Origin of the sequence: Alloacidobacterium sp. (assembly GCF_035631355.1) — a bacterium.
Lineage (GTDB): Bacteria > Acidobacteriota > Terriglobia > Terriglobales > Acidobacteriaceae > Alloacidobacterium.
This window is the reverse complement of the sequence record NZ_DASQIX010000074.1, coordinates 1-24625: the sequence shown is the minus strand read 5'-3', so window position 1 is coordinate 24625 and position 24625 is coordinate 1. Positions and strand designations below refer to the sequence as shown.

Annotated in this window: 21 protein-coding genes; 9 read left to right on the top strand and 12 right to left on the bottom strand. The window is 55.5% G+C overall.

Features of this window, described 5'->3' with window-relative positions:
- The 3 genes from VEV40_RS13795 to VEV40_RS13785 form a co-directional block, all read right to left on the bottom strand.
- Positions 1-440: heme-binding protein (locus tag VEV40_RS13795; protein ID WP_324833112.1), on the bottom strand; the 440-nt coding region annotated here is incomplete at its 3' end.
- 80 nt (positions 441-520) lie between these two features.
- On the bottom strand, positions 521-2146 hold the full coding sequence (locus VEV40_RS13790) for a tetratricopeptide repeat protein (protein ID WP_324833111.1): 1626 nt from the start codon (positions 2144-2146) through the stop codon (positions 521-523).
- Between the two features lie 243 nt (positions 2147-2389).
- Positions 2390-3055 carry a hypothetical protein gene (locus tag VEV40_RS13785; protein WP_324833109.1) on the bottom strand — a complete coding sequence of 222 codons (666 nt, stop codon included), beginning with the start codon at positions 3053-3055 and terminating at the stop codon, positions 2390-2392.
- 438 nt (positions 3056-3493) lie between these two features.
- On the opposite strand from VEV40_RS13785, the gene VEV40_RS13780 reads away from it, so the two are divergent.
- Positions 3494-4729 carry a vWA domain-containing protein gene (locus VEV40_RS13780; protein ID WP_324833108.1) on the top strand — a complete coding sequence of 412 codons (1236 nt, stop codon included), beginning with the start codon at positions 3494-3496 and terminating at the stop codon, positions 4727-4729.
- A 90-nt stretch (positions 4730-4819) separates the two neighbouring features.
- On the opposite strand, the gene VEV40_RS13775 is transcribed toward VEV40_RS13780, so the two are convergent.
- The 3 genes from VEV40_RS13775 to VEV40_RS13765 are packed head-to-tail and all read right to left on the bottom strand — an operon-like array spanning position 4820 to position 7650.
- Positions 4820-5314, bottom strand: a complete 495-nt coding sequence (locus VEV40_RS13775) for a hypothetical protein (protein WP_324833107.1) — start codon at positions 5312-5314, stop codon at positions 4820-4822.
- Between the two features lie 51 nt (positions 5315-5365).
- Positions 5366-6748 (bottom strand): sigma-54 dependent transcriptional regulator, encoded by a 1383-nt coding sequence (locus tag VEV40_RS13770; protein ID WP_324833105.1) that lies wholly within the window; start codon positions 6746-6748, stop codon positions 5366-5368.
- A gap of 59 nt (positions 6749-6807) precedes the next feature.
- Positions 6808-7650 (bottom strand): HAMP domain-containing sensor histidine kinase, encoded by an 843-nt coding sequence (locus tag VEV40_RS13765; RefSeq protein ID WP_324833104.1) that lies wholly within the window; start codon positions 7648-7650, stop codon positions 6808-6810.
- A 299-nt stretch (positions 7651-7949) separates the two neighbouring features.
- Here VEV40_RS13765 and rph point away from each other — a divergent pair, with 299 nt between their 5' ends.
- Complete coding sequence (rph, locus tag VEV40_RS13760) at positions 7950-8696, top strand: ribonuclease PH (protein WP_324833103.1); 747 nt, start codon at positions 7950-7952, stop codon at positions 8694-8696.
- A 382-nt stretch (positions 8697-9078) separates the two neighbouring features.
- Entirely contained in the window at positions 9079-9468 is a 390-nt protein-coding gene (locus VEV40_RS13755; protein WP_324833102.1) for a hypothetical protein, read from the top strand.
- A gap of 84 nt (positions 9469-9552) precedes the next feature.
- On the opposite strand, the gene VEV40_RS13750 is transcribed toward VEV40_RS13755, so the two are convergent.
- From VEV40_RS13750 to VEV40_RS13735, 4 genes are all read right to left on the bottom strand, one after another.
- Positions 9553-10965 carry a hypothetical protein gene (locus tag VEV40_RS13750; RefSeq protein ID WP_324833101.1) on the bottom strand — a complete coding sequence of 471 codons (1413 nt, stop codon included), beginning with the start codon at positions 10963-10965 and terminating at the stop codon, positions 9553-9555.
- Positions 10962-11327 (bottom strand): hypothetical protein, encoded by a 366-nt coding sequence (locus tag VEV40_RS13745; RefSeq protein ID WP_324833099.1) that lies wholly within the window; start codon positions 11325-11327, stop codon positions 10962-10964. The genes VEV40_RS13750 and VEV40_RS13745 overlap by 4 nt, the downstream gene beginning before the upstream one ends.
- Positions 11328-11401: 74 nt before the next feature.
- On the bottom strand, positions 11402-12769 hold the full coding sequence (locus VEV40_RS13740) for an SIR2 family protein (protein WP_324833098.1): 1368 nt from the start codon (positions 12767-12769) through the stop codon (positions 11402-11404).
- Between the two features lie 653 nt (positions 12770-13422).
- Positions 13423-13989, bottom strand: a complete 567-nt coding sequence (locus tag VEV40_RS13735; RefSeq protein WP_324833097.1) for a hypothetical protein — start codon at positions 13987-13989, stop codon at positions 13423-13425.
- A 422-nt stretch (positions 13990-14411) separates the two neighbouring features.
- On the opposite strand from VEV40_RS13735, the gene VEV40_RS13730 reads away from it, so the two are divergent.
- The 4 genes from VEV40_RS13730 (at position 14412) to pgeF (ending at position 20033) form a co-directional block, all read left to right on the top strand.
- The gene (locus VEV40_RS13730; protein WP_324833095.1) at positions 14412-15521 is read left to right on the top strand and encodes an MBL fold metallo-hydrolase; all 1110 of its coding nucleotides are present in this window, start codon (positions 14412-14414) and stop codon (positions 15519-15521) included.
- A 1494-nt stretch (positions 15522-17015) separates the two neighbouring features.
- Positions 17016-18029, top strand: coding sequence for a tagatose 1,6-diphosphate aldolase (locus tag VEV40_RS13725; protein WP_324833094.1), 1014 nt, complete (start codon positions 17016-17018; stop codon positions 18027-18029).
- A gap of 133 nt (positions 18030-18162) precedes the next feature.
- Complete coding sequence (locus VEV40_RS13720; protein WP_324833093.1) at positions 18163-18750, top strand: hypothetical protein; 588 nt, start codon at positions 18163-18165, stop codon at positions 18748-18750.
- Between the two features lie 380 nt (positions 18751-19130).
- Positions 19131-20033 (top strand): peptidoglycan editing factor PgeF, encoded by a 903-nt coding sequence (pgeF, locus tag VEV40_RS13715; RefSeq protein WP_324833092.1) that lies wholly within the window; start codon positions 19131-19133, stop codon positions 20031-20033.
- A 50-nt stretch (positions 20034-20083) separates the two neighbouring features.
- On the opposite strand, the gene VEV40_RS13710 is transcribed toward pgeF, so the two are convergent.
- Together VEV40_RS13710 and sppA are read right to left on the bottom strand one after the other, a co-directional pair.
- Positions 20084-20404: an integration host factor subunit beta gene (locus VEV40_RS13710; protein WP_324833090.1), complete on the bottom strand. Its 321-nt coding sequence runs from the start codon at positions 20402-20404 to the stop codon at positions 20084-20086.
- Between the two features lie 64 nt (positions 20405-20468).
- On the bottom strand, positions 20469-21377 hold the full coding sequence (gene sppA, locus VEV40_RS13705; RefSeq protein ID WP_324833088.1) for a signal peptide peptidase SppA: 909 nt from the start codon (positions 21375-21377) through the stop codon (positions 20469-20471).
- A gap of 281 nt (positions 21378-21658) precedes the next feature.
- On the opposite strand from sppA, the gene VEV40_RS13700 reads away from it, so the two are divergent.
- Both VEV40_RS13700 and VEV40_RS13695 read left to right on the top strand, forming a co-directional pair.
- Positions 21659-23170: a glycoside hydrolase family 1 protein gene (locus VEV40_RS13700; RefSeq protein ID WP_324833086.1), complete on the top strand. Its 1512-nt coding sequence runs from the start codon at positions 21659-21661 to the stop codon at positions 23168-23170.
- Positions 23171-23362: 192 nt separating this feature from the next.
- Positions 23363-24625, top strand: a 1263-nt coding sequence (locus tag VEV40_RS13695) for a serine hydrolase domain-containing protein (protein WP_324833084.1), incomplete at its 3' end; no start/stop codon positions are given.

Here is a 24625-nt window from a genome sequence, read left to right as displayed (position 1 = left end):
CCTGCCTGCGCAACCTGCTCGTCTATCTCCGACTTGGCGCCGCTGGCGGAAATTCCACCAAGAATCTGGCCATCGACTTTTATAGGAAGGCCGCCCTGGTTGGGAAAGAATTCCGGAAACGCCAGCACCTCGGTGTTGCCCTTCTTCAGCGCATCAGCTCCATCTTTTGATGGGCTGCCATAGAATGCTGCGTGTCGAGCTTTCTTCTGCGCAAACTGAATGGTATTGAGCGAAGCGGTCTCGCCCTTTTCAAGAAAAAGCAGGTTCCCGCTCTCGTCTACTACGCAAATGGTCACGGAAACATTCAGCGCTTTCGCTTTCGCTTCAGCGGCGGCAACCATGATCTTGACCGTTGACAAATTCAGATACTTCTTGCTCGGGAGATCGGCAGCAAACATCGTCATAACTGGAAAAAGTATCACAGCCAATAACTTGAGCATGAAAATCTCCTGTAACTGCTCTTTATTTGTCGAGTCAACCAATCGCTAATCGGCCGCCGCAACAGCATATCTTTGGAAGGTCAATGAATGGCTGGTCCGCCCTGAAGCACCACCATAAACTGCTTCACTTCCTGTCGCTGACGCTCCACCGCAGCCGCCTGCGCTTTCTCAATCTGATCGTGCAACTGGAATTCCCGTTTCGCCTTCGTTGAATCCCCAGCCCGCTCATACGACACGCCAAGCCTGTAATGCGCCTCGCTTAACTGCGGATTCGTCTCAATCGCCTTCATGTAATAGTTGATGGCCTTATCGGAATCGCGCTCGTCCGCATAAAGATTCCCAAGCTGCAAGTATGCCTCAGCATACTTGGGATCATCCGCTGCAGCTTTCATCAGCAGCTTCTCTACCTGCTGAATTTCCTGCACGTTCTCCGCTGCCTGATGCCGCTTCCAGATGGCCATTGCATAGTAATAGTTCGCACGCGCATCTTCGGGCTGCTGCTCGGCAAAACGCTTCAACTTCAGCCCGACGCAGTCCAGCGGACCGGGCGCGGCCATGTCAATCTTGCCCAGAAAAATGTAGGGAGCCGGGTCTGAGGGATTCAGATCGGAAGCCTGGCACATCCGCAACGCCGCGTCATCATATTTGGCGCTGGCAAAGAGCGCTGCACCCAACGCGGCAAGCATTCTGGCCGATTTCGGATGCGCCTCGCTTCCCGTCCTGAAAACTTCCGCCGCAGGCCACACCGCGCGATGCAGCAATAACTCCGATCCCCATGTGAAATAGTTCTGCTCGCTCGGGTCCAGCTTTACAGCCTGCTCATATTCGTGCTCCGCAGCCACGGAATCACCCTGTGCTTCGTCGACATCACCCTCCATCCGATGCAGGTCTGCAGTATCTTCATGCGCCAGCAAATTCTGAATGTGCTGCCGCGCCTGAGCAAAATCTCCCGTGCCCTTGTACGCGAACGCCAGATCGTATTCATTACCGCGATTCGCAGGATCGATTCGATAAGCGCTCTCCAGCGGCGGAATTGCTTTGCGATAATCACCCTTGCGGAAGCAGAACTCGCCCATCTGATGGTTCGCTTCGAAACTCCCCGGGGCCGCAGCCAGAGCAGCACGCAATCTGGCTTCAGTCTCGCTCGTACTCGACGCAGCAGAACTGGCCGCACCTGCAGCCATCGGCTTAAGCAAAGCTGTCTCGCGTGCCAGTGCCTCGCTGGTGCGCAGGCTTGCATCCGACCCATGCCCGCCTACCGCGGTCCAGTCTGTGATTCCAGCTACAGTGAAGTTGGGTTTGTCTACAAAGGTCATGCCGTTGTCAGGCTTTGCCTTCTCATCCGGCGCCCGCAAAACGAGTTTCACTGCCACTGGACTGTTTGGTGCGAGCACCTCAACGTCTGCGGCATCGCTGGGGACTCCTGCTTTCTCCGCGTGCACTGCGTATCTTCCTGCCATCAGACCTTTAAAGGCAAATACACCCTGGCGGTCCGTCGTTGTCTGCGCAACAGTGCTACTCCCTTGCTCAACAAACACACTGGCCGCGTCTACCGGTTGCCCTGAGACATCGACAACCGTACCACGAACAGTGCTCTGGGTAGACGTTGGAGAAGGCTGCTGGGCCGAAACCAAAGCGAGCAACCCAAAAAACAGAAAAAGATTAAGAATTGAGCGAAGACGAAGTGCCCTGAGAAAACGTGCCATTCACCCGCATTTTACTCGCGCTATCTAGCGCCGGACGAACTCCATCGATCTGCCATGTTGCTCGGCATAGAACTGCGCTCCTGATTTCAGGGTCAGTTCCTTGATCTGATACCGGCCTTTCGTCTTTAAAGATTCAGCAGCAACAATGTTGAAGGAGACCTTCTCGGAATCAACAAATTTGAAAATCAGGTCACCGTTGAGGGTTGAACCGAGCGGCGCCCAGAATTCAGTACATTTTCCATGCTATTGAAAAAGCGACTTGAAGTTCTTCGTAATCTCCTGCTGATCCTTCGGCGCGCACAAGCTGTGAAACGTGATTTCCTCCACGCCTTTAAATGGCTCTTCCTTGAAATGGGCTTTCAGGGTCTCAGCTATCCTAAATAGGATAGGTGTAGTGTAAGTGGCCGTGTGCTGTTGCTTCTGCACGCTGTCGTATGCCCATTCATGCACCAGCTGCCGCGTGCGCGAAGCGCTTACCGATATCTTTTTCGACATGCCATCGAGACGAAGATCGCCTCCGCCGGAGATCTCCTTCCAGATTTTCACGTACTGCTTGGGCTTAAGGTTATTCACCATGCGGTCGATAACCGGCTGCCATTCCTCATCTCCCAGCGTGATCACAAACTCGATGGGAGATTCGCCCTGTAGCTTGTTCATTTCGGCCATCACCTTATTGGCGCAGCCCTCCTGGTCAACAGGCGATTGGCGGTCCCATTGTGCCGGAACGTGGCCCGCGACAATGCGTTTCGACGATGATAGCCAGGCAATCGCCAGGCACACATCGACATGCGGAAATATCACGGTATCTTCCGCAGGCGCTTTCAGGATAGCCTTGGTCTTATCAGTGACTGCAAGCCACTCCGGCTTCTCTAGCAACATCGACGGTTCCACACACTGCCACTCAGCCATTTCCGCCTCTTGAAGAACTGTTCGCCGCTCGTGCAGGAGTATACCAATGACGGATTTTATCTGAATCTCGTTCTCTAGCGAAAAAGCACGCGTGATTAGCGATGCGGCCAAGGCCCTGCGCATTTTGGTTTTTTCCAGCCCACCGGGAAAAGTTCTATAGTCCTCCGTCCCCAACTCTCTGTAAATTCCATTTGAGGAGTTGCGCAGCGAGTGCTGCCCAACTGGTGGATATGATTATCGCTCAGTCACGGAGCACGGATTGTAATCTTCGAGCCGGACCTCGAAATCCGCCCGTTTGAAAGGATACTGTCCAGCGCTGGAGGCCACACCTGCCGTCATCACCGGAGGTAAGGACCGATTCAAATGCAGGATCCGCTCAGACTTGAGTGCATACCCCTTGGGCTGGCCAGAAATGGAATAAGGGCGCAGACTAACCCTATGAAGCGCGTCCGCTACACCAAATATGAAGGGGGCTTGGCCGGGGAAATGAGCATGGAAGACGTGCTCAACACCCTCTCCGACTTCCTGCTTGATTCCGGCTTCCAGAATCCGTGGCTGGAGTTCAGCGACCTCGACCGCACCATGGAAGCGCTGCACGACGCGCTCAAACGCGCCCTCGAATCCGGGGGACTATTCGACCAGAAGCTGCAGGGGCAGATCGATGAAATGGCAGCCGAGGGCAAGCTCGACGAGCTCATTGAGCAGCTCATCCAGCGCATGGAGCAGGAAAACTACATCACTGTCGAGCGCCCGCGCGACTCGTTCCAGAACGCGTCATCAACTGGGCACATCGGCGAAAATGAAGGCGAGGCCCGCTTTGAAGTCACCGACAAAAGCCTCGATTTTCTCGGCTTCAAAACTTTGCGCGACCTGCTCGGCTCGCTTGGCAAATCAAACTACGGACGCCACGACACCCGCCACTGGGCCACCGGCATCGAAGCCAGCGGCGCATCGCGACCTTACGAGTTCGGCGACACCCTCAACCTTGACGCCGTCGCCACGCTCACCTCGGCTATCATGCGCGAAGGCATCTCGCTGCCCCTCAACATGGAGTTCAGCGACCTGCACATCCATCAATGCGAATACCAGAGCTCCTGTGCGACCGTGATGATGCTCGACTGCTCGCACTCGATGATCCTCTACGGCGAAGACCGCTTCACGCCGGCAAAACGCGTTGCGATGGCGCTCTCGCACCTCATCCGCACGCAGTATCCGGGCGATTCACTCTCGCTTGTCCTCTTCCACGACTCCGCCGAAGAAATGCCCGTCTCACAACTGGCGCGAGTGAAAGTAGGACCGTACTACACCAACACACGCGAGGGGCTGCGCGTGGCGCAGCGCGTGCTCGACCGCCAGAGAAAGGACATGAAGCAGATCGTCATGATTACGGACGGCAAGCCGTCAGCCCTGACTTTGCCCGATGGGCGCATCTACAAAAACGCCTTCGGCCTCGACCCGCTGGTCGTGAGCGAAACCCTGGAAGAGGTCTCGCACTGCAAGCGCAAGGGCATCATGATCAACACATTTATGCTCGCGTCGGACTTCGGCCTGGTCCAGTTTGTGCAAAAGGTCACGCAGATGTGCCGCGGCAAAGCATACTTCACCACGCCACACACCCTCGGCGAATATCTCCTGATGGACTACATGCAGCGCAAGATGAAAACGATCCACTGATCCCAAAAGTCAGCAAAAGCCACCACAGATTCGCGCCAAAGAAAAGCGTCGTTTTTCAGGAGATATCTCTGATGCCGACTCGCTGACTTGCTATCCGGCATGCCCCAATTGTAGCTGTAAGGTTCCTGCAAGCTCGGCCACAGTCTTCAGCTTTGCCAACAATTCCGGCGAAAGCGAAGGCTCGTTCAATGCAAGCTGCGAATGCAGCAGCAGTCCCGTGACTGTATCTCTCAGCTTGCTCTCAACAGCGACTGCGGCAGCGCGCATGGCGAGCGATTGCTCCTGCCCGCGGCGCGCCAGCACAGCGCGCACTTCACGCGCCAGGCGCGTCGTTCCCGAGATGGCGAAATTGAGTTGCAGTGGAATGGCTAGGCCAGCGTGCTTCCACAACAGCTCCGCTCCTTCAGGGTCGGAGTCGGCAATCGCATCATCGACAACCACGATCGTATATTCGCGGCGGCGCAGCCGTGCCAGGCCCTCTTTACGGCTGCCCGCAGTCTCAACAGGAAGCCCGAGCTGGTTGGCCAGCGCGGCGGCGCAGTTGTCCGCACCCAGAATCGACGTAATCATCAGCATGCTATGCATTGGAATTTTCCTCTCAGCGTGAAGTCCAGTTTTGCAAAAATTCAGTAGCTATTAAGCCTCGCTCAGCCCATATTCCTTAAGCTTGCGATACATAGTTGTCTTACCGATTCCGAGCATCTTCGCAGCAGCTAGCTTGTCGCCCTGTAATTTCTCGAGTGTTTCAAGAATCGCCTGCTTTTCCATCTCCGCCAACGAGAGAATCGAGTGCGCTGTTAACGACGTATCGTTCAGCGCCGCAGGCTGCACCGTCTGGGGCCGCGTGCTCGAGTAGTACTCGACAATCTGCGATGACGAATCCCCTAGCTGCAGCACAGAGCCCGAGCAGTAAGCGCAAGAGCGCTCCAGCACATGCTCCAATTCGCGCACATTGCCCGGCCAGTCATAATCCATCAACACATGCAGCATCTCTTCGCTTACGCTGAAGTTCTTTTTGTGCTCGCGGTTCTTGCGATCGAGAAAGTGCGCGATGAGCAGCGGAATGTCCTCTCGCCGTTGCCTCAGCGCCGGCAGTCGCAGATTGACGACGTTCAGGCGGTAATACAGGTCCTTGCGGAAACGTGCCTGCTCGACCATCTCCGCCAGATTACGGTGCGTCGCTGCGAGAATCCTCGCATTGATGGGCACACGATGCGTCGCGCCTACGGGTCGTACTTCCTTCTCCTGCAGTACGCGCAGAAGCTTCGCCTGCAGATCGAGCGGCAGTTCGCCAATCTCGTCAAGAAAGACCGTTCCGCCTTCGGCTGAGACCAGCAATCCATCCTTTGACCGGTTCGCGCCGGTGAATGCGCCTTTGACATAGCCGAACAGCTCGCTCTCGACCAGAGTGGGAACAAGTGAGCTGCAATCGACCGGGATAAATGGTTTTGACTCGTTTGGCCCATTCGCATGAATCGCCCGCGCCACCATCTCCTTGCCTGTACCGCTCTCGCCCAGAATCAGCACAGGATGCGAAGTAAATGCCACCTTAGAGAGGATGCGGTAAATCTTATCCATCTCCGCACTGCGACCAATAATGGTTCCCAGTCCTTGCTGCGTGCGCAACTTTTCGCGCAAACTCCGGCTCGCCAAGTCGAGAGCGCGATGCTCCGAAGCGCGCTCCAGGACTGTCGCCAGCTGGTCTAGTGCAAACGGCTTGGTCAGATAATCGGCCGCGCCCATACGCATCGCTTCTACTGCCGATGTGACGGTGGCGAAGGCAGTCATCACAACTACGGCCGTCTCCGGATACAGCGTCTTAATCTCATCCAGCAGCTCGAGCCCCGGCCCGGACGGCCCTTTCAGATCGAGCAGGATTATGTCGATGCTGTTGCCGCGCAGCAGCTCGCGCGCCGAAGCAATGCCGGCCACGCCGTGTGCCAGGAATCCTTGTTTCACGACGATTTCGCAGCAGGCTTCGCGCACCGCCGTATCTTCGTCCACAACGAGAACACTCATTCGCGGTGAATGTTCCCCCATTTGAGGAAAGGCAGATGTATTCATAAGTGGGGCAGTAATTAGCATTTTAGGTTTGCCTTTCCGGGAAAATCAGCAGGAAAGCCGCAGTTAGTCTGTGCAAAATCAATCAGAGGTAACTCCGCTTCGAAGCGCGCGCCACCCAGAGCCGGAACCGCGCGCACAGTTCCACCCGCAGCCTCCACAAGCCGACGCACGATGCTGAGACCCAGACCGCGATTCGCATTGCCCGCTCCCTTGGTTGAAAAACCCGCGTCGAAAACGTGCTCCAGTTGCTCCGTCGGAATCCCCGGCCCTGAGTCCTGCACGCATATCAGCACTGTTCGCAGCGGCCAGTGTTCCCCATCCAAAAAACTGCCGCCCCCACCCTGCTGCACCGTGATGCGGATGCGCCCACCTTGCTGCATAGCTTCAGCGGCATTGCGCGTAAGGTTAATGAGGATGCGGGTCAGCCCCTCCTGCGAAAGATGCACACGTCCGAAGCAGCTCAGGCACTCCATGTCTAGATCGACCTTCGGCCCGGCGAGCGCCGCCAGCGGTCGCTTGAGCCGCCTGACTTCTTCGGCCAGATCGTCCACAGGAAGCGACCGCGCTGTCCTCGCTGCCCTGCCTGAAATCCGGAGCGCTGTCAGTTGCTCCACCAAACCCGATCCGGCTGAGGCCACCGCCCTCAGCTCATCGGCAAATTGCCGGTGCTCCTCTGAAAGCACTCCCGGCTCAGCCAGCAGGTCGCAGCAGAGTTCAAGAGCGGTCACTACATTACGGGCATCGTGAGCGATGGCGTCGAGGGGTTCTTTTTCCCGTCTCGATGCGATGAATTTCCCTGCGAAAAAGGCGTCGCGCGCGGAAGGACGCGGCCTGCGTTTGACAAGAGCTGGGGGCATTCTGGGGATCTCCTGCAACAAAATGTTGTTGCACTCCCTAGTACACGTAGCGTACCAAAGTGGGAGATGTCCCTTAATTCATTGATTCAATTAGATATAACCAACAAATGCCATCGCTTTTGATTCAGCCTCACACCTTATTAGGATTCCCAAAACAGAACACGCATCGTTCGCCTCTTCACCCAAACTGCTTGATTCCGCATACCTTATCTTGATTGTTCCATTCAGGGAATCAACCCAGCCGATTTCCCAAATCGGAACCGCCTGCGTCCTCCACTGCTCTTGCTTACAATGAAGCGATGCCAGAATCGACCAAGACCTTCTTCCGCTCCGCTAACCGCGCGCCCAATGCGCTCCGTCCCGTCCGCCTTACGCCGCATTACATTGCTGCCGCCGAAGGCTCCGTGCTCATCGAGCTTGGCAACACGCGCGTTCTCTGCAATGCCACTGTCGAGCAGGGCGTGCCCGCGTGGCTGCGCAACAGCGGACGCGGCTGGGTCACAGCTGAATACGGGATGCTTCCCCGCGCCACGCTCACCCGCACGCAACGCGAGGCCGAGCGCGGAAAAATCGGAGGCCGCACCCACGAAATCCAGCGACTAATCGGGCGTTCGCTGCGCGCCGTCGTTGACATGAAGGCGCTGGGCGAGCGCATGGTCATTCTCGACTGCGACGTGCTCCAGGCTGACGGAGGCACGCGCACCGCCGCCATCACCGGCGCCTGCGCCGCGCTCGGCATCGCCCTCAACCGCATGGTGAAGACCGGAGCGCTGGCGAAATCGCCCTTGCAGCAGCTCGTCGCCGCTACCAGCGTCGGCGTAGTCGAAGACACTGTACTGCTCGACCTCGCCTACGAAGAAGACTCGCAGGCCGAAGTCGATATGAACATCGTCATGACCGAAGACGGCGGCCTCGTCGAAGTGCAGGCCACCGCCGAGAAGACGCCCTTCGCCCGCGCCCGCATGTTGGAAATGATGGACTACGCCGCCCGTGGCATCGAACAGCTATTGGAGGCGCAGCGAGCGGTGCTCGGATCAGCGGGTTAGGTGATCACTCATGTACCCCTGTGTTTTTAGTAAGTTCCTCATTTAACTTGTAGTTCCGGTGCTTCGGTTCTGATGGTCAGGATTTTCCGCAATCCCTCCTGCTACCCCCGCCTTTTCGTAAGTTCCTCATTTTTAATCCAGTTACGACATTTCTGGTTAAATTGCTCATTCTGGATGAGTTGCGCTTACCAAAGCAAAACGCCCGTGGATGCGGGCGTTTTGCCGAGGAATAGTTTTACTCACTTTTATGATAATCGGCGTGTCAAGGGGGTTCTGGGGAACGGCCCAACTGAAGCCAAAGCAGGCTTGAAAAGGGCCACCCGCCTGGCACCCGGCATCGGCTCGATAGGAGAATACATTCTTATCGAGGAGGAATCCGAATTTGAAGATCAATGGTGTCAATTGCGTCTTCCACCACCTAGGGATTCCTACGACGGAGAAAAAGCCCGGCGAACGTTATAGCCAGCGGTTCGGTATGTATACCAGCGACAGCAGCTGCCAAGCAATGCGCATCCAGTGGCACCGCTTCGAACCAGGTTCGCCAATGCATCCTCTTATCCAGACAATCCCGCACGTGGCCCTAAAGGTAGAGGATTTGGATCGCGCGGTAAAGGGGTACAACATTCTCCTCGGGCCCTATGAGCCTCTCCCTGACTTTCGCGTAGCCTTCATCGAAGATTCGGGCCAGCCGATCGAGTTGGTGCAAACAACGTTGACGGATGAACAGCTTTGGGAACGTGTTAAATCAGATAGCGTCCTTTATCGGAAATGATCCCGCTCAACTGTCGCGAAGGGCGTTTATCGATACCTATCTGTTATCGACGCAGCCTTAGGTTTCCCCATTCCTGATTAAACATCACATGAAACTCCGAAAATCAAACACGCTGTCCACCATGTTCGGATTCTGCTGAATGATGCTCGCGAACTTCTTTGAATAGACCAGTGTCACGGGCAGCTTCTTATAAAGCGTATTGTTGTTCCAATCCATCTTCGTGAGGCCGATGATACCGGCGCAGGTCTCATGCCATCCTCCCGCACCTGTGTATCTCCGAACCAGCAATGGGGAAGGCGTCGGCTTAAGGGCCCCCTCCTTGTACACGTTGTAGCTCGGATTATCTACGTGAACGCCCTGTACGCTCCCCTGAGACCAGAGGAGCGCTTCATTGGAATCAAGGGGTAGATAGGTTCCGCGCGCAACGGGATAGCTGTAAGGTTGCGGTGGGGTGTTCGCATCAAAACGTATGCCTTTCCAGTCAACATCTTTCACGATCTGAACCAGTTCGACGTCGGTACCTCCTCTAAAACTGTCTAATGCTCCGAGAATTTCGTCTTCTTTGAATGCCGTGTTCTTGTGCACCGTTATTTTGTGAGGCACGCGTCCAAAGTGCCCTCGCTGATATACTTCAAGGCTTCGTGAAAGGACCGACTGCATTTCGTAATACGACAGATAGGGATTCTTCTGCTCGTCTTGTGTGAACTCTTTGGCGTCATAAGCCACGAACTGAAAGCCAGTTCCGTCTGGATCGAAAACCTGGCTGCAACAAGTGCTATATAAGTTGCCGTTGCTGGTCATTTTCATTGCATAGCTGATGCCGATATAGGCCTCGTCAGCGCCGAGCCCGGTCAGCTTCCATGGTGTGCCACCGGACTTGGCATAAATCGCAACGCTCAAGCCCCACATAACGTTTGCCCGACATCTTCTTTCAAGGCTGGACTGCTTAATGATCTGCACCGGAATATTGGAAGGTGCACAAAATGCTTTGACATAGTCGTGGAAATCGAAACTCTCTCCTTCGAAGCATGCAGCCCAGCTCTCCGGCAGATAAATTAAGGCGGCATCGAAACCGCTGCGAACTGCTCTGAGCTGCGCAATGCAGTCAAAAAGGCTTCTGGCGAGATCCACTTTTGCTCCGCGTTTCGCGTGGTCGTCCAGATCGTCCGGAAGCTCAATGGCCAAACGATCATTTTGAGGGGCTATAGGAATTCTGAAAAGATCCTTGAAGCCGGGGTAGGTAGGATAGTAGTTCTTGGCTTCGCGAGGCTCTGCCGGTCTTTGAAGTTCCTGGACTAATCCAGTCAGCTTTCCCATGTCCTGTCGCCTAGCCAGCAGCGCGAACCGGCAAGAACTCGGCGCGCCAAACCTAAGGCCATAGGGACCGTGCGTCTTCAAACCGAGAAGGGGATGCTTATGCGTGTTGTTACCTGCGAAGACGAGATCTGGCTCCGGCAGGGTCATGTATCCACAAACTTGACTAACCGAACCGCTCATCGTACAAGCCTCCTGGCAAAAGCAGTTCGATTTGTAAGTTTGAATGATGGGTTTTCCGCAGTAGAGCCACTTTCGAAAACCGATAGTGTAGTGTCCGCGTTCAGCTCACCCAAACCAAGGATGACTTGGACCCAAGCATTTAGGAGTTTGTTGTATTCCTTGTTGAAGCGGCCGCTGCGGCGTTTGTCTAAGAAATCTGTCGCGTCTTTTTTCGCGCGGATTGGCCAGATCCACACATCAGGATCGAGCAGCAACCAAAGTTGGCCATTCTTGAAGTCGATCGAAATCCGCAATGCCTCGGCCCATGTCACCTTTTCAGCCCGCTGGTGCTCTGGAGTTGCTGGAGCGATGAGTCCGGCCACCTCTCCGGCCGTTGTTCCAAGAATCCTAGTCAAAGGCGCAAGCGCCGTTTGAGTGTCCGGCGTGGCATTTGAGATCAATAAGGCCGAAGACTTGTTAATGCGGGGTCGAAGCGGCTTATTCCGCGACATTGCCCTGCATAGGGCTTCTCGACGAAACCCTTGATGTACAGATTGCCAGGCGAACAAATATCGTTGGGCATATCGTGATCGACGGCTGATAGCAGATCATCACCGAAGGCAGCTTTAACCTGATCGCGAGCACCCCAGCACAGTATGTTTTTGCCTCTGGTCAAGATCAAATTACCGCGTGAGGCGATCTGTGCACGACGTATATATTCCCAATCCTTGGGAGTCTTGAACGACAGCGCCAAGCACTGTGCCGGCGTTGAAAGAATGGGAAGGGCATTGAGCCTAAGAATTGGCTTCCCTTGACCAGTTGGGGGCAGCGGGATGGCGACAGACGTGGTCGTCAGTTTCCGCACCTGCGCGTCGAACTTCAGTGGCTTCTCTTCAAGATTGCGCCATAACCTAAGCAGTAGCGCATCGAAAGTTTCAATTGGAACGTATTTCGCGTTAACGCTTCTGGTTCGCGCTCGTGCGAGCAACTCCTCAACAGCAGGCCGAATAGGCGACCCTTTCAATCCGGTCCAGAATAGGCCATGCGGGAAAGGGTTATTGGTTTCGAGTACTTTGTCCAACAACTCCATCACACTCAAGTCACGACCGCTATAACCCACAACGATGAAGCCAAAACGATTACCGGCGTTCACGAAACAGTCCGAAAGCGCTGCATTCTGCGTTGTCAGATCGGCTGACAGATTCTTAAGACTGTCGTAGCGAAAATCTCCATGAAGCTTGCAGTAAAGTGGATACTCCTCGTTATTCAGAGCTTGATTTGCAGCACTGGAACCTTCCAGATGATAAGCGGACAATGACTGTCCTGCCACTTCCGCCATTGCCTTTTCAACAACACTGTCGAAGTTGGTTGTAAATGCTATGCGACACATTCCCGCGGCGATCATTGCGCCGAAGACGCGATTACCGACCGACAACGTGACATGCTCTTCGGAGAGAATCGCTTTCAAATAGCGACGCTGACGTTCCTTGTCGTCACCGAAGATTTTTTCGAAATATGCGGTATATTCATCGGCAGCCCACAATTTCGGGAAGCCGCGCGATTCCATAAAAGCTTGAATTCGCGCCCGTACAGGCTTATTCTGCATATCCTGACGAGAGATATCTTGGTTTTCTTCCTGGCAATAGTAGCGGCGTTTGAGGTCCCAGATGACATCCGTCGCCGTAGGCAAACCGGCTGTGGCAGAAGCACCAGCGCCCAGAAACCACGCGAAATTCTGCGGCCGAGTGGAAAATATGCTCGTGAATTCGCTCTGATCTATGGTTTGACTTTCTCGGGGTATAACAATTCTCAATTCGTTAAGCAATAACTTGAAATTCTACAGGAAGCGTTGAGCGCATTGTCGCCAAAGTGCTGATTAATCAGGGTTAATACCTGAAGTCGGCTTCTCGGAAGTGATCAGTGGGTTCCGTCGTGCGGCCGGCGAGTTTAGTACAGTTCAAACTGCCCGACACAAACCAAAAGACGGCTTATATGGGACACCCGGCCTACGGCAGTGAGGTGATCGCCTTTCGGCGACATTTGTATTCAGGGGACTAAAGATCACCCCAGAACACGAAACCGCGCGTGTTCCGGGGACCCCGATAAGTCCCCTCCTTCTACCCCGAGGCGCGTTGCGCCTCCTTTGGTTTTTAGTTCTGGTTAGTTGGCAGTGTGAGGAGGAATCCCCATGTCTCTTCGAGACATGGGGCACCCGGCACCCGGTCCCCGGCAGGCTGAAGAGGCTGCGGAAAAACTCGTCTTAGCGAAAATTCCATTACCTCAGGGGCTAAAGCCCTAGCATATTTTGAGTCACTTACGGCGTGGCTAAAGCCACGCCCTTACGAAACCAGTACGCTTTTATAGTCATCTTCGAGTTTTTCCGCAGTCTGTGAAGCCATTGTTACAGTCATCGCGCTTTCGCCGCAGGTGCTTCGTGTAAGTCTGTATTCTGTAAGACCACGATGACGCCTATGCCTTTTACGGTAACCAATACAGGTTCGCAACGCATCCGGCGTAGCCCGTGTCCTTGTAATTATCCTGAGTGATTGCGTCGGTCGCAGCGCTGTTGACCAGGGAGAAATGAAGCGACCACGTCTGCGTGGCGAGGGGTGCCGGGTATATGCGGTGTCCCGCGGCCCAGCGCAAGGATCTACCTTTGCCGCCAGCTCCCTCAGCAGACCAGGCTTGAACAGTCGAGTCCTTGATTTGGTCGGCCCTGGGCGCAAACCCGTCGAGGTCGACCAGCGTGATCTTACTATGGTCGCCTTTGAGACGAGAGTTCAGCGAGTTCGCAATCGCGCAGCCGCTCGAATGGCCGACAATGAATAACTGATCAGCGGCGAAGCTTTGGATGTTATTGATCACTCCATCGAACTTGTCCTCGAAACCTTTGACGGCGCTTACATCGTCGGAGGCTGTGTGGGCTGGGAAGGGGAATGCGTCATACTTCACACCGGGGCACAGATTTTCTGCGCTGGCCTTCCACAGGTCCACGTTAGGTTGAGAGGCGAGGAATCCACCAAAGAAAACTACCTGGATGCTCATCTGTAACTCCCTTTCTCAGAAGTGAGCCCGTGAGCTAGTAGTGATTAGGAGCGTAGTTTCGTTTCAAAGTCCCGCGCTATTGAAACTGCCTGGAATAACGGTGAATCTTGCCGGAATTTTTTCGTTTTGTATATAGCGTTGCCATATTTTGTAACAATGAAATTTTCATAGCTGACCATGCGATGAATGAGCCGTTGATGAAATGAGTTTGTTTTGATTCCTGAAACCGCTTCAGGGGACAGAGGTGAGCGTATCTTGGAGAACTGCCCCACTCAAGCCAAAAGAAGGCTTGAATGGGCCACCCTGCCATATCTTGGTGGAACACCCGTCACTGAACGCACTTCGTCGGCATATACTGCGGCCAATGAGAATCCCGGGCATATGGCGTTGCCTCACCCAGAACGCCAGACGGAGGCGAGGAGATGTTCCAACTGCAGTTCAGGCTTTCGAAAAAAGTTTGTCGCGTCGTGGCAACATGCGCTTTAGCTGCTGTTACGACCGCAACGGCGGTCGCTCAGCAGCCAGTTGGCCGAACAGAGCTAATCTTCCTCGGCACTGCTGGTGGCCCTCCCTTGCGCCTGGACCGCTCAGAACCAGCCACTTTGCTCATCGTGGATGGCCGGCCTTATCTCATTGACTGCGGTATCGGCACGATGCGCCGCATGTTGCAGGCCGGGATCGCATCCGAAACCATTCAAACTATCTTTCTCACATATTTGCACGCAGACCATGATCTCGGGTTGGCCGACGTGATGGCCAATGATTTCTTCCGGCTGAATAGCACAAGCTCTACTCAACACATCGAGCTTTATGGGCCGCCTCAAACAGAGGATTTAGTGGATGCCGCTTTTCACTACATCGCCTTTGGGTTTCAGTCGTTTGCGGCGGAACCGGGCGCGATCCGCGCAGGACTGGTGGATGGCCGTTTAATCAGTCCGTTTGTTGCGCACGACATTCAGCACGAGGGCCTGATCTATCAGGACGACAAGATTCGGGTAATTGCAGCGGAGAATTCCCACTACGCGCTTATGCCTCCGGAAGATCGAAAGAAGATGAAGTCCTATTCCTACCGGATCGAAACACCGCACGGAATCGTGGTCTTTACTGGAGATACAGGCCCGAGCGGTGCGGTCACTCGATTAGCTGCGGGAGCAGACGTCCTTGTCGTCGAAGTCGAGGACCTGAATGAGGTTTCGAAATTCGTCCAGAAAATGGCCGCGGAGAACAACTGGCCTCCACAACGCGCGGCGGCGCTCATGGCCCACATGCGCCAGGAGCATCTGGGGCAGACGGAGGTCGGCAAGATGGTGTCAGCGGCCCAAGTGAAGTCAGTCGTGCTCTACCACTACGATCCAGAGGATCCATCTGCCTACGTCGCCGCCATCAAAAGTAGCTTTGCCGGCGCCGTCTTTGCTTCGGCCGATCTTGACCGCTATTGCCTCGGTACCCCTGACGCGTTGGGGACCGCCGGGGCCTTGTTCAAATGCGGTACCGGTTCTTCACACGTCGCGAACTCGAATCTACCCCGATGAGATGAATCGAGCTGGAATTGGGCGGGTGACCATTCAACGCTTATCCCGCAAATCCACATCTCTGCGAGACCCTCGGCTTTGCTCAGGGCAGGTTGTGGAGCACCCTCATTACCCTCATTGCTTACCTTTGAGATCCGGGCCACCCGCCTCTGTATCTACGCATCTTCATGCGCTGGTCAGATACTTGCTCTGGAACCAGTTCATACCTGTCCCCGCGCAACGACCTGAATTCTCAGTCAGGCGAACATGTACATAACGGAGGGAATAGCCGATGTGCAAGATCTGTAATTTCGAGTGTTGTGCAAAGGAAAGCTTTGGAGGGTGCGACTGCGACTGCGAGCATCCTGACTGCAAGATTGTCTGCAAGGAATTCGACTCCGTTCTGGATGCATGGCTGTGCGAGCAGATTAGGCAGTCGGGTCAGTGTGACTTGACCTATTAGCAGGCATGCGAGGGTCAAAAAGTAACCACTCTGTGGTCTCAGGTGAATAGTATGATTTCGCATTTAGTTGCTGCGTTCTTTATTCCGACATTTCTGGTCTTCGTTGCCAGTGTGCTGTTCCTGGCGTTCGCCGACCTGGTTCATATGATATGGATCATAGTGAAGCGGTATTCAGCGGGGGCGATGGTAAGACATATGGCCGTTCCACGATCTGGTAATGCTTCCCTTCATAGTCATGCCCACTCTCACACGCAAACGGCAGAGTCGGAGCATCGTCAGGAAACTCACGCTCCGATACTCGCCCCGGTCGTTCAGACGTGCACGAATTGAATTCGAAGTGAGTTGGTTTTGATTCGTGAAAACGCTTCAGACCCCAGGGCATGAGCCAGCGTATCTTTTGAAATCGCCCACTCAAGCCAAAAGCGGGCTTGAATGAGCCACCTGTCATATCGTTGCGGCTGATTTCATCGCATGGCCAGTAAAAGGAGCAGATAAGCCGCCAACATCGCAAGCGCCCAGAAGCGAGGTCCCCGCCCCAATCGCCGACGACGCCGTCGCCGGCGATAGCGGCGTGTCATATGGCCCATGTGCGCGCGCTGGCACTCCTTGCACAGATCGCCATCGGTCGCAATGTTGTTCCAGCACTCACCGCACACTGAGATGGGCTCGGCCATCTCCTGCTCCGCTACCCACCGCTCCAGCTCATTCATATAATCCGATCAAAGCTCTCCACGGGAAAGCGCTCCTATATAGGTCGGAAATCGTGCAGGCCGATTACGTTGCCCAGAGAGCGCCAGCATGTCGTGAAATGTCGCCGGAGTTCGTGCGCGGGCATCTTCCCTGACGGAATGAAAAAGGGCAGGTAACAACCCTTCGGTTAACGGCCGAACGCTCGAGTGGCGTGTCTCGCTTCAGCAAAGACGGAACTGCCCCACTCAAGCCAAAAGCGGGCTTGAATGGGCCACCACGAAGAATGCGATAAAATTATCGGTGAAACTCCTTTAGGAAAATTCCTGAACCCCAACCCTATTCGACAGAGCAGGAGAAAACCGATGTCCACCAAACTGACCGCCGGAAAACTTGCCGGACTGAAAGCCGTCTCGGATGAGCGCGGCGTGATTGCCGCCGCCGCCATGGACCAGCGCGGCTCGCTGAAGAAGTCGCTTGCGAAGGAAGCGGGAGCGGCCACTGTGCCTGATTCTGCGCTTGAAGACTTCAAGTCCCTCGTCACGGAAGTGCTGACGAAGCACGCCTCCGCGATCCTGCTCGACCCCGAGTTTGGACTGCCCGCCTCCAAGCGCCGCAACGGCAAGGGCCTGCTGCTGGCCTATGAGAAGACCGGCTACGACGCTGCGCTGCCCGGCCGCCTGCCCGATCTGCTCGACGTGTGGTCGGTGCGCCGCCTGAAGGAAGCGGGGGCGGACTGCATCAAGATCCTGCTTTATTACACGCCTTTCGAGAAGTCGACGATCAACGACCTCAAGCACGCCTGGGTGGAGCGCATTGGCGATGAGTGCCTTGCGCACGACATTCCTTTCTTCCTTGAGACCGTTGGCTACGCGGTTGACGGAGAAGACGAGAAAGGCATCGACTACGCGAAGCGCAAGCCCGATATCGTGACCGGCTCGATGGAAGAGTTCGGCAAAGAACGCTATGGCGTCGACGTGCTAAAGGTCGAAGTGCCGATCCAGATGGAGTTCGTCGCCGAAACGCGCGCTTTCAAGGGTGCGCAGGCTTACACCCGCGCTGAGGCGCTTGAGCACTTCCGTACCGCAGCTTCTTCGACGCACAAGCCGTTCATCTATCTCTCGGCCGGCGTCTCGAACCCGGTCTTTATTGAAACACTGGAACTCGCAGCTGAGAGCGGAACCAGCTTCAACGGCGTGCTCTGCGGCCGTGCAACCTGGAAGGACGGCATCGCCGTCTTCGCCAAGCAGGGCGCAAAAGCGTTTGAGGACTGGCTTAACACCGAAGGCGTAAAGAATATTGAGAACGTCAATAACGCTCTCAAGGCGGCGCATTCCTGGTATGACAAGGTTGGCCTTAAGGCTGAAGCGCTGGTGTAAGCTCTGAAATTTACCTAAACGGAAATGCCGCGACCTTCGAGTTGCGGCGTTTTCTTTGTGCAAGATGCGGTTTCCGGAATGCCTTGACCCAGCATCTCAGTGACTATAATTGCCTGCCATGCAGACTGTGCCCATGCATCGTCACGAACTTGCCCGGCGCACTATCGTCTTTCAGGCGGTGCTGCTGGCAGCGGTTTCCAGTCTGTTTGCATTGGCTATGTATCTTACTGTGCAGCATGTCCTGCGCAGCAGCGCCAACGACCCGCAATTCCAGATGGCGAGCGACGCTGCCGCGCAATTGGAGCAGGGCGCGGACCCAGCTACGCTCGTCGGACTGCATCAGATCGACATGTCGCGCAGCCTCGTGCCCTTTCTTATCGTGTATGACGCAAACGGCGCACCGCTGGCGACTTCCGCGCGGCTGAACGGCAGCATTCCGAAGCCGCCGTCGGGTGTTTTCCGCTACGCATCCGAGCACCAGCAGAATGTGCTTACATGGCAGCCTCAGCCCGGAGTCCGCATTGCTGCCGTCGTTCGGGCGGTCAGCGGTCCACATGCTGGTTTTGTGCTTGCCGGCCGTTCGTTGCGGCTCGTAGAAGAGCGAATACGCGCAACGGTTCGCATGGTGGCGCTGGCATGGCTGGTCATGATGGCGGTCGTGGTCACAGCAACCGTTCTTTTCGCTTCCATGATCGGAAAAGAACCAGCTTCTGAGGACTGAAAACGTGGCATAGATTAGGAAATTTGTACGATTTTATGTGCATTATTTCGAAATTTTTACCTGACCCAAAAGTAGGTGCACCAAAGTCAGCGAAAAGTCGTTACCGAGGATTACCTCTTGCACATCAATCATTTACTGGTTTTCGACAGAATTAGAAATTCACAAGAAAAACAAAGCAACTCTGGCGCGAGATTTGCAGTCTTACTATGCAACATTTAGAGGCAACTTCATTTAGTACCTCACTTGAGCACTAACCTTAGAACTGTCCGCTCTGCGGACACCTCAGTCACACTACCCTTTGGCTACCCATCCCAACTGCCTCTGAAGCGGGCCCGCTGGAAAGCGGGCCCTTATGCTTTCCCCGCTAAAATGGAAAGCGCATGAGTTCCCTTCCGCACCGCAGTCCATCACAATCAAAGAGCCTTGAGGTCGAGCGTATTTCCGCGTGGTCAGATTTGCCCTGGCTTATGCACGGCTTCAGCACGCGTCCCGGCGGAAAGACTATGGTCTACAATCCCGACGAGGGCGCAGGCGAACTCAACCTGGGATTCACTACCGCCGATTCCAGAGAAACAGTCCTCGCCAATCGCACGCTCTTCTTGTCTGCTGTCACGCAAAATGCAATCAGGCCACTGGTGACGCTGAAGCAGATTCACTCCGCTATCGTGCGCGTAGTCAGCAGAGCTGATGCGGGAGATGAAGCGCTACATAAAGGCGACGGCATGATGACCGATGAACCCGGAATCCTGCTCGGCATTCAGACCGCCGACTGCATCCCCGTCCTCATCGCCGGCAGAAAAAGGCGTGCTGTGGCAGCTTTCCACGCAGGCTGGCGCGGAACATTGAAGCGAATCGTTGAAAATGGCATAGGACGCATGCGGCTCGAATTCGGCAGCCGTCCGGAAGACTTGATTGCCGCCATTGGCCCCGGCATCGGGGCATGCTGCTATGCCGTGGGCGAAGAAGTGCGCATGGAGTTTGAATCGCAGTTCAGCTATGCACCTGAGTTGTTCTCCGAGGTCTACGACTCGAATCCGATCAAAGAAAAATATCCTTTGCTGTTCCTTACTGCCCGGGCACCGGGCCACAGCAACATTGGCCCCGCACTGCATCTCGATCTGGTCGAGGCCAACCGCCGCCAGTTACTCGATGCGGGCCTGAGCGCAGACAATATCTTCATCCAGGGCGACTGCACCAGTTGCCACCGGGACCGCTTCTTCTCGCACCGTGCCGATCATGGCTTCACGGGCCGCAGCCTGTCGGTCATTGGAATCAGGAAATAGAAAAGGCATGGATGAATCTCCATGCCTCCTCGGGAATCAGCAAAAATTCTTCAGGCCGCGGTATGCGGCTCAGGGTTATGCGCCGGGGCCTCAGCTTTTGGATTCACTAAGTCACGTAATTCCTTGCTGGGCTTGAAGTAAGGGACGCGCTTGGCCGGAACTTCGACCTTTGCGCCGGTCTTGGGATTGCGGCCGATCCGGGGCTTGCGCTGCCGGATGCGAAAGCTGCCAAAGCCGCGTATCTCAATCTTGTCGCCTGTTTTGAGAGCGTTGATGACGGAATCGAAGATGGTATCCACGATTACCTCACCATCGCGCCGCGTCAGGTCGCCGAGTTGGGTCACTTCCTCCACCAGGTCTGCTTTGGTCATGGCAAGTTTTGCTCCAGAATTAGGGTACGCCTGTTAACCATAATAGATGCAACAAATTTAACCATTAGCGCCAAAGAAAATAGAAGCCAGCGTGTTTTTCCAGTAACTGTTGGGGATTTGGCAACAAATCATCCGCGTCTGTGGTCACCAGATCCAGAATGGAACGCCCTTTTCGCGCCGGTTTCACCACATTCGGCTCGCCGGAAATCCCCACCTGCTTCGCCGTATCCAGCAACGCATCGCGGAATCCGCCTTGTTTATCAATCAGGTGCAGCGGCAGCGCCTGCTGACCTGTCCACACCTGCCCGGTCGCCAGCGGTGTCAGCGTGTCCACGCTGATTCCCCGTCCTGCCGCCACATCGCGAATGAACTGCGAGTGCATGTTATCAACCAGCCCCTGAAAATAGGCCCGTTCTTCGGGGGTCATCTCGCGCGTCGGCGACCCGGCGTCCTTGAGCGAACCGGCTTTCAGAACTTCCGGCTTCAGCTTGGCCCATTTCAGAAGGTCCCCGTAATTGGTCCACTCCATAATTACGCCGATGGAGCCGACAATGCTGGCGTCATTGGCGTAAATCTTGTTTGCGCCAGAGGCAATATAGTAGGCGCCGCTCGCGCCCACGCTCTCAACTGACGCGATGATCGGCTTCTTCTTCTCGTCGCGAATATGCCGGACTTCCTTGTAAATCTCCTGCGAGGCCGCGGCCCCACCGCCGGGAGAATCGATATGCAGAATGATGGCCTTGATGGAATCGTCCTGGTCGAATTTACGCAGGTTGTCGACAGTTTTGTCGGCAGAGAGAATCACGCCGTCAATATCGATTACGCCAATGTTGTCGCCGCCAAAGCTCGTGTTTCCGCCAATCGACTGCACGGCAAAATACGCCACCACACTGACCACCGCAATAAAGGCAATAAAAAGTCCGCCGCCTACACAGACCCAGAACCAGCCCGAACGGCGTTTTTCTTCAGTCATAGCGGCGAGTGTAGCACTTTCAGGCCACTTAAGATGGAATCGATTGGGCAATGCAGGATTGTCATCGTGAAAAAGAAAAGATAAGAATTCGCTATCATCCTGAGCGCGACGAAGGATCTGCTTTCATTCTGTCTTGCCTAAATATGCTGATGTCGAAAACAAAACAGATCCTTCGCTTCGCTCAGGATGACAACCATATTCAGATGTTAATTTTGGTTAAGTCAAACGTTTGACCAGAGCAGTACATAGTGTTAGCTTTTGCCCCGCTGGGAGGTTTCGATATGGATCGCCGCCTATTTCTGAAAAGCTCATTGGCCACTGCAGGCAGCGCATTGATTGCCAGCCATCTCTCAGGGGAGCAGATGATCCCATCAGGGCCCTCCACCGCCCATTTTCCTGACGGCTTCCTCTGGGGTATGGCCACGGCTGCTTTTCAGGTTGAAGGCGCATGGAACGAAGACGGCAAGGGCGAATCCATCTGGGACCGATTTGTACACACGCAAGGCAAAGTGAAAGGCGCAACAACAGCTGACATAGCCTGCGACCAGTACCATCTCTATCCGCAGGACATCGCCACCCTGAAGCGCCTCAATCAGAAAGGCTATCGCTTCTCCGTCTCATGGCCGCGTATTCAACCAACGGGCACAGGCGCCCCGAATCAAAAAGGCCTCGACCACTACAGCCGCCTCGTTGACGCATTGCTTGAAGCCCAAATCCGTCCCTTCTGCACGCTTTACCACTGGGACCTGCCGCAGGCGCTTGAAGACCGCGGCGGCTGGCCTAACCGCGACCTAGCTGGCTACTTCGCCGACTATGCTGGAATCATCGCCAAACATCTCGGCGATCGCATTACCATCTGGGCGCCTTTCAACATGCCGTGGTCATTCACCTATATGGGATACGGCGTTGGCGCATTTCCTCCCGGCAGGACCAGCTTTGGCGACTTCCTTAAGGCTGCGCACACGGTGAGTCTTGCGCAAGGCGAATGCTTCCGCTCCATCAAAGCAGCATCTTCCAAGGCTACGGTAGGCAGCGCCTATGGCATGTCACCCGCATACCCGAAGACTGACTCGGAGGCCGATCGGGCAGCCACGGCGCGTTATCACGCCATGAATAATGTCTTCTTTCTGGAAGCGGCCATGCACGGGCGCTACCCGAAAGCCTTCGCCAGCGAAACGCCCTATGATCTGATGGGCTTCAAACCGGGCGATGAAAAAATCATGCTGTCGCCGCTCGACTGGGTCGGCTTCCACTACTACAACCGGCGGATTGTTTCTGACGCCAGCAGCGCCAACTGCGCCGGAGGCGGCGGCTTCAGCGGGACCGAGATCGAAGTAGACCCTTCAACCGGCCGTGACCCATACACGCGCTTTCAGGCCGTCATGCCGACTGAAGGTCCACTAACAGAAGCTGGACTCGAAATCTATCCGCACGGCATCTACGACCTGGTCATGCAAATCAGTCGCGAATACAACCATCCCATCATCGAAATTACCGAGAGCGGCTGCAGCTATCTCGATGGACCTTATCAGAAAGAAAATGGACGCGTCCCCGATACTCGCCGTATCAACTTCTTCCGCGATGAGCTGACCGAGCTTGCACGCGCGATTCAAGACGGCGCCAGAGTCCGCTGCTTCCATGCCTGGAGCCTGCTCGACAACTTTGAGTGGGCCAATGGCTACACCGAGCGCTATGGTCTGGTCCATGTCGACTTCCGCGACCAGAAGCGCACCATCAAAGATTCCGGCCTTTGGTATGGCAAGGTCGCCGCCAGCAATCGCATCGACGCCTGAAAGCAGTTGCAATTTTCCGGCAGTATCGCTACGGTTTTCCTCGGGCCAGAAGTGTGTTGATCAGGCCTTTTCAAACGGCCGTCATTCCGACGAACCAGAGCGAAGCGACAGGGAGGAAGAATCCATGCGCAGTCCGCACCGTCACAATACTGTTAAGCATTCAGGCAAAAAATTCGCGACAGGTTCACGCCCATGACGACCGACCTGAATCGTCGCACGTTTCTGAAAGGCGCAGCTGCCTCGGCCGCAGTCGCTGTGCCGTCAAACATGGCTGGCGCCGCGCCTCCCGCCGATCCCGAAGTGGCTAAGAAATCCGCGCCCGGGACCGGACTGTCGCCCAAGGGCCTTACTCGCATGAACGGCATCATGGCCGGATATGTCGATAGCGGCGATATTCCCGGACTCGTCACCCTTGTCAGCCGCCGCGGTCAGGTGGATGTGAACACAATCGGAGTAAAGAAAGCGGGAGAAACCAATCCAGTCGAACGGGACACAATCTTTCGCATTGCCTCCATGACCAAACCGATCACAGCCGCCGCCACGATGATCCTCGTCGAGGAATGCGCGCTGCGCCTGGATGAGCCGGTCGACCGCCTTCTGCCCGAACTGGCCAATCGCCGCGTCCTGAAACGCCCCGATGGGAAGCTTGACGACACAGTGCCCTCCAGACGCCCCATCACCGTGCGCGACCTGCTGACTTTTCGCATGGGTTATGGCCTGATGTTCACGCCTCCCGACGCACCGATCCTGAAGGCAGCGAACGATCTCCAGATCGGCATGGGAGCGCCCATCCCCGCATCCATGCCTGCGCCTGACGAGTGGATTCGCCGGCTCGGCACGCTGCCGCTTATGCACCAGCCCGGCGAAATGTGGATGTATAACACACCAGCCGATGTGCTCGGCGTATTGGTCGCGCGAGCGTCAGGCCAGCCCTTTGAGGCATTTTTGCGCGAGCGCATCTTCGCGCCGCTCGGTATGAAGGACACGGACTTCAGCGTGCCGCAAGCCAAGGTCAACCGCTTCGCCACCAGCTATGTCGTCGATCCACAAAGCGGAAAGCTCGTGGTCTTCGACGAAGCCGACAGCGGCCAATGGAGCCATCCGCCCGCATTTCCCTCAGGCTCCGGCGGACTTGTTTCCACTGTCGACGACTACTTCACCTTCAGCGAGATGATGATGAATGGAGGCAGGCGCGGCACAGAGCGCATCCTGTCGCAAAAGTCAGTTGAGCTGATGCGCACTGACCAACTCACTCCGGAGCAGAAGGCCATCTCAGGTCTTACTCCCGGCTACTTTGATACGCACGGATGGGGTTTCTGCCTCTCTATTGTCACCAAACGCACTGAGATCGCCGGCGACGTAGGCACCTTCGGCTGGAATGGCGGGCTTGGCACCGCATGGAACGCAACCCCGCGCGACGGCCTGACAACCATCCTGCTGACCCAGCGCGCCTGG

Coding starts and splice junctions, on each gene's coding strand:
- VEV40_RS13790 (WP_324833111.1), bottom strand. CDS start 2,146: ATGGCACGTTTTCTCAGGGCACTTCGTCTTCGCTCAATTCTTAATCTT.
- VEV40_RS13785 (WP_324833109.1), bottom strand. CDS start 3,055: ATGGCTGAGTGGCAGTGTGTGGAACCGTCGATGTTGCTAGAGAAGCCG.
- VEV40_RS13780 (WP_324833108.1), top strand. CDS start 3,494: ATGAAGCGCGTCCGCTACACCAAATATGAAGGGGGCTTGGCCGGGGAA.
- VEV40_RS13775 (WP_324833107.1), bottom strand. CDS start 5,314: ATGCATAGCATGCTGATGATTACGTCGATTCTGGGTGCGGACAACTGC.
- VEV40_RS13770 (WP_324833105.1), bottom strand. CDS start 6,748: ATGAGTGTTCTCGTTGTGGACGAAGATACGGCGGTGCGCGAAGCCTGC.
- VEV40_RS13765 (WP_324833104.1), bottom strand. CDS start 7,650: ATGCCCCCAGCTCTTGTCAAACGCAGGCCGCGTCCTTCCGCGCGCGAC.
- rph (WP_324833103.1), top strand. CDS start 7,950: ATGCCAGAATCGACCAAGACCTTCTTCCGCTCCGCTAACCGCGCGCCC.
- VEV40_RS13750 (WP_324833101.1), bottom strand. CDS start 10,965: ATGAGCGGTTCGGTTAGTCAAGTTTGTGGATACATGACCCTGCCGGAG.
- VEV40_RS13735 (WP_324833097.1), bottom strand. CDS start 13,989: ATGAGCATCCAGGTAGTTTTCTTTGGTGGATTCCTCGCCTCTCAACCT.
- VEV40_RS13730 (WP_324833095.1), top strand. CDS start 14,412: ATGTTCCAACTGCAGTTCAGGCTTTCGAAAAAAGTTTGTCGCGTCGTG.
- VEV40_RS13725 (WP_324833094.1), top strand. CDS start 17,016: ATGTCCACCAAACTGACCGCCGGAAAACTTGCCGGACTGAAAGCCGTC.
- VEV40_RS13720 (WP_324833093.1), top strand. CDS start 18,163: ATGCATCGTCACGAACTTGCCCGGCGCACTATCGTCTTTCAGGCGGTG.
- pgeF (WP_324833092.1), top strand. CDS start 19,131: ATGAGTTCCCTTCCGCACCGCAGTCCATCACAATCAAAGAGCCTTGAG.
- VEV40_RS13710 (WP_324833090.1), bottom strand. CDS start 20,404: ATGACCAAAGCAGACCTGGTGGAGGAAGTGACCCAACTCGGCGACCTG.
- sppA (WP_324833088.1), bottom strand. CDS start 21,377: ATGACTGAAGAAAAACGCCGTTCGGGCTGGTTCTGGGTCTGTGTAGGC.
- VEV40_RS13700 (WP_324833086.1), top strand. CDS start 21,659: ATGGATCGCCGCCTATTTCTGAAAAGCTCATTGGCCACTGCAGGCAGC.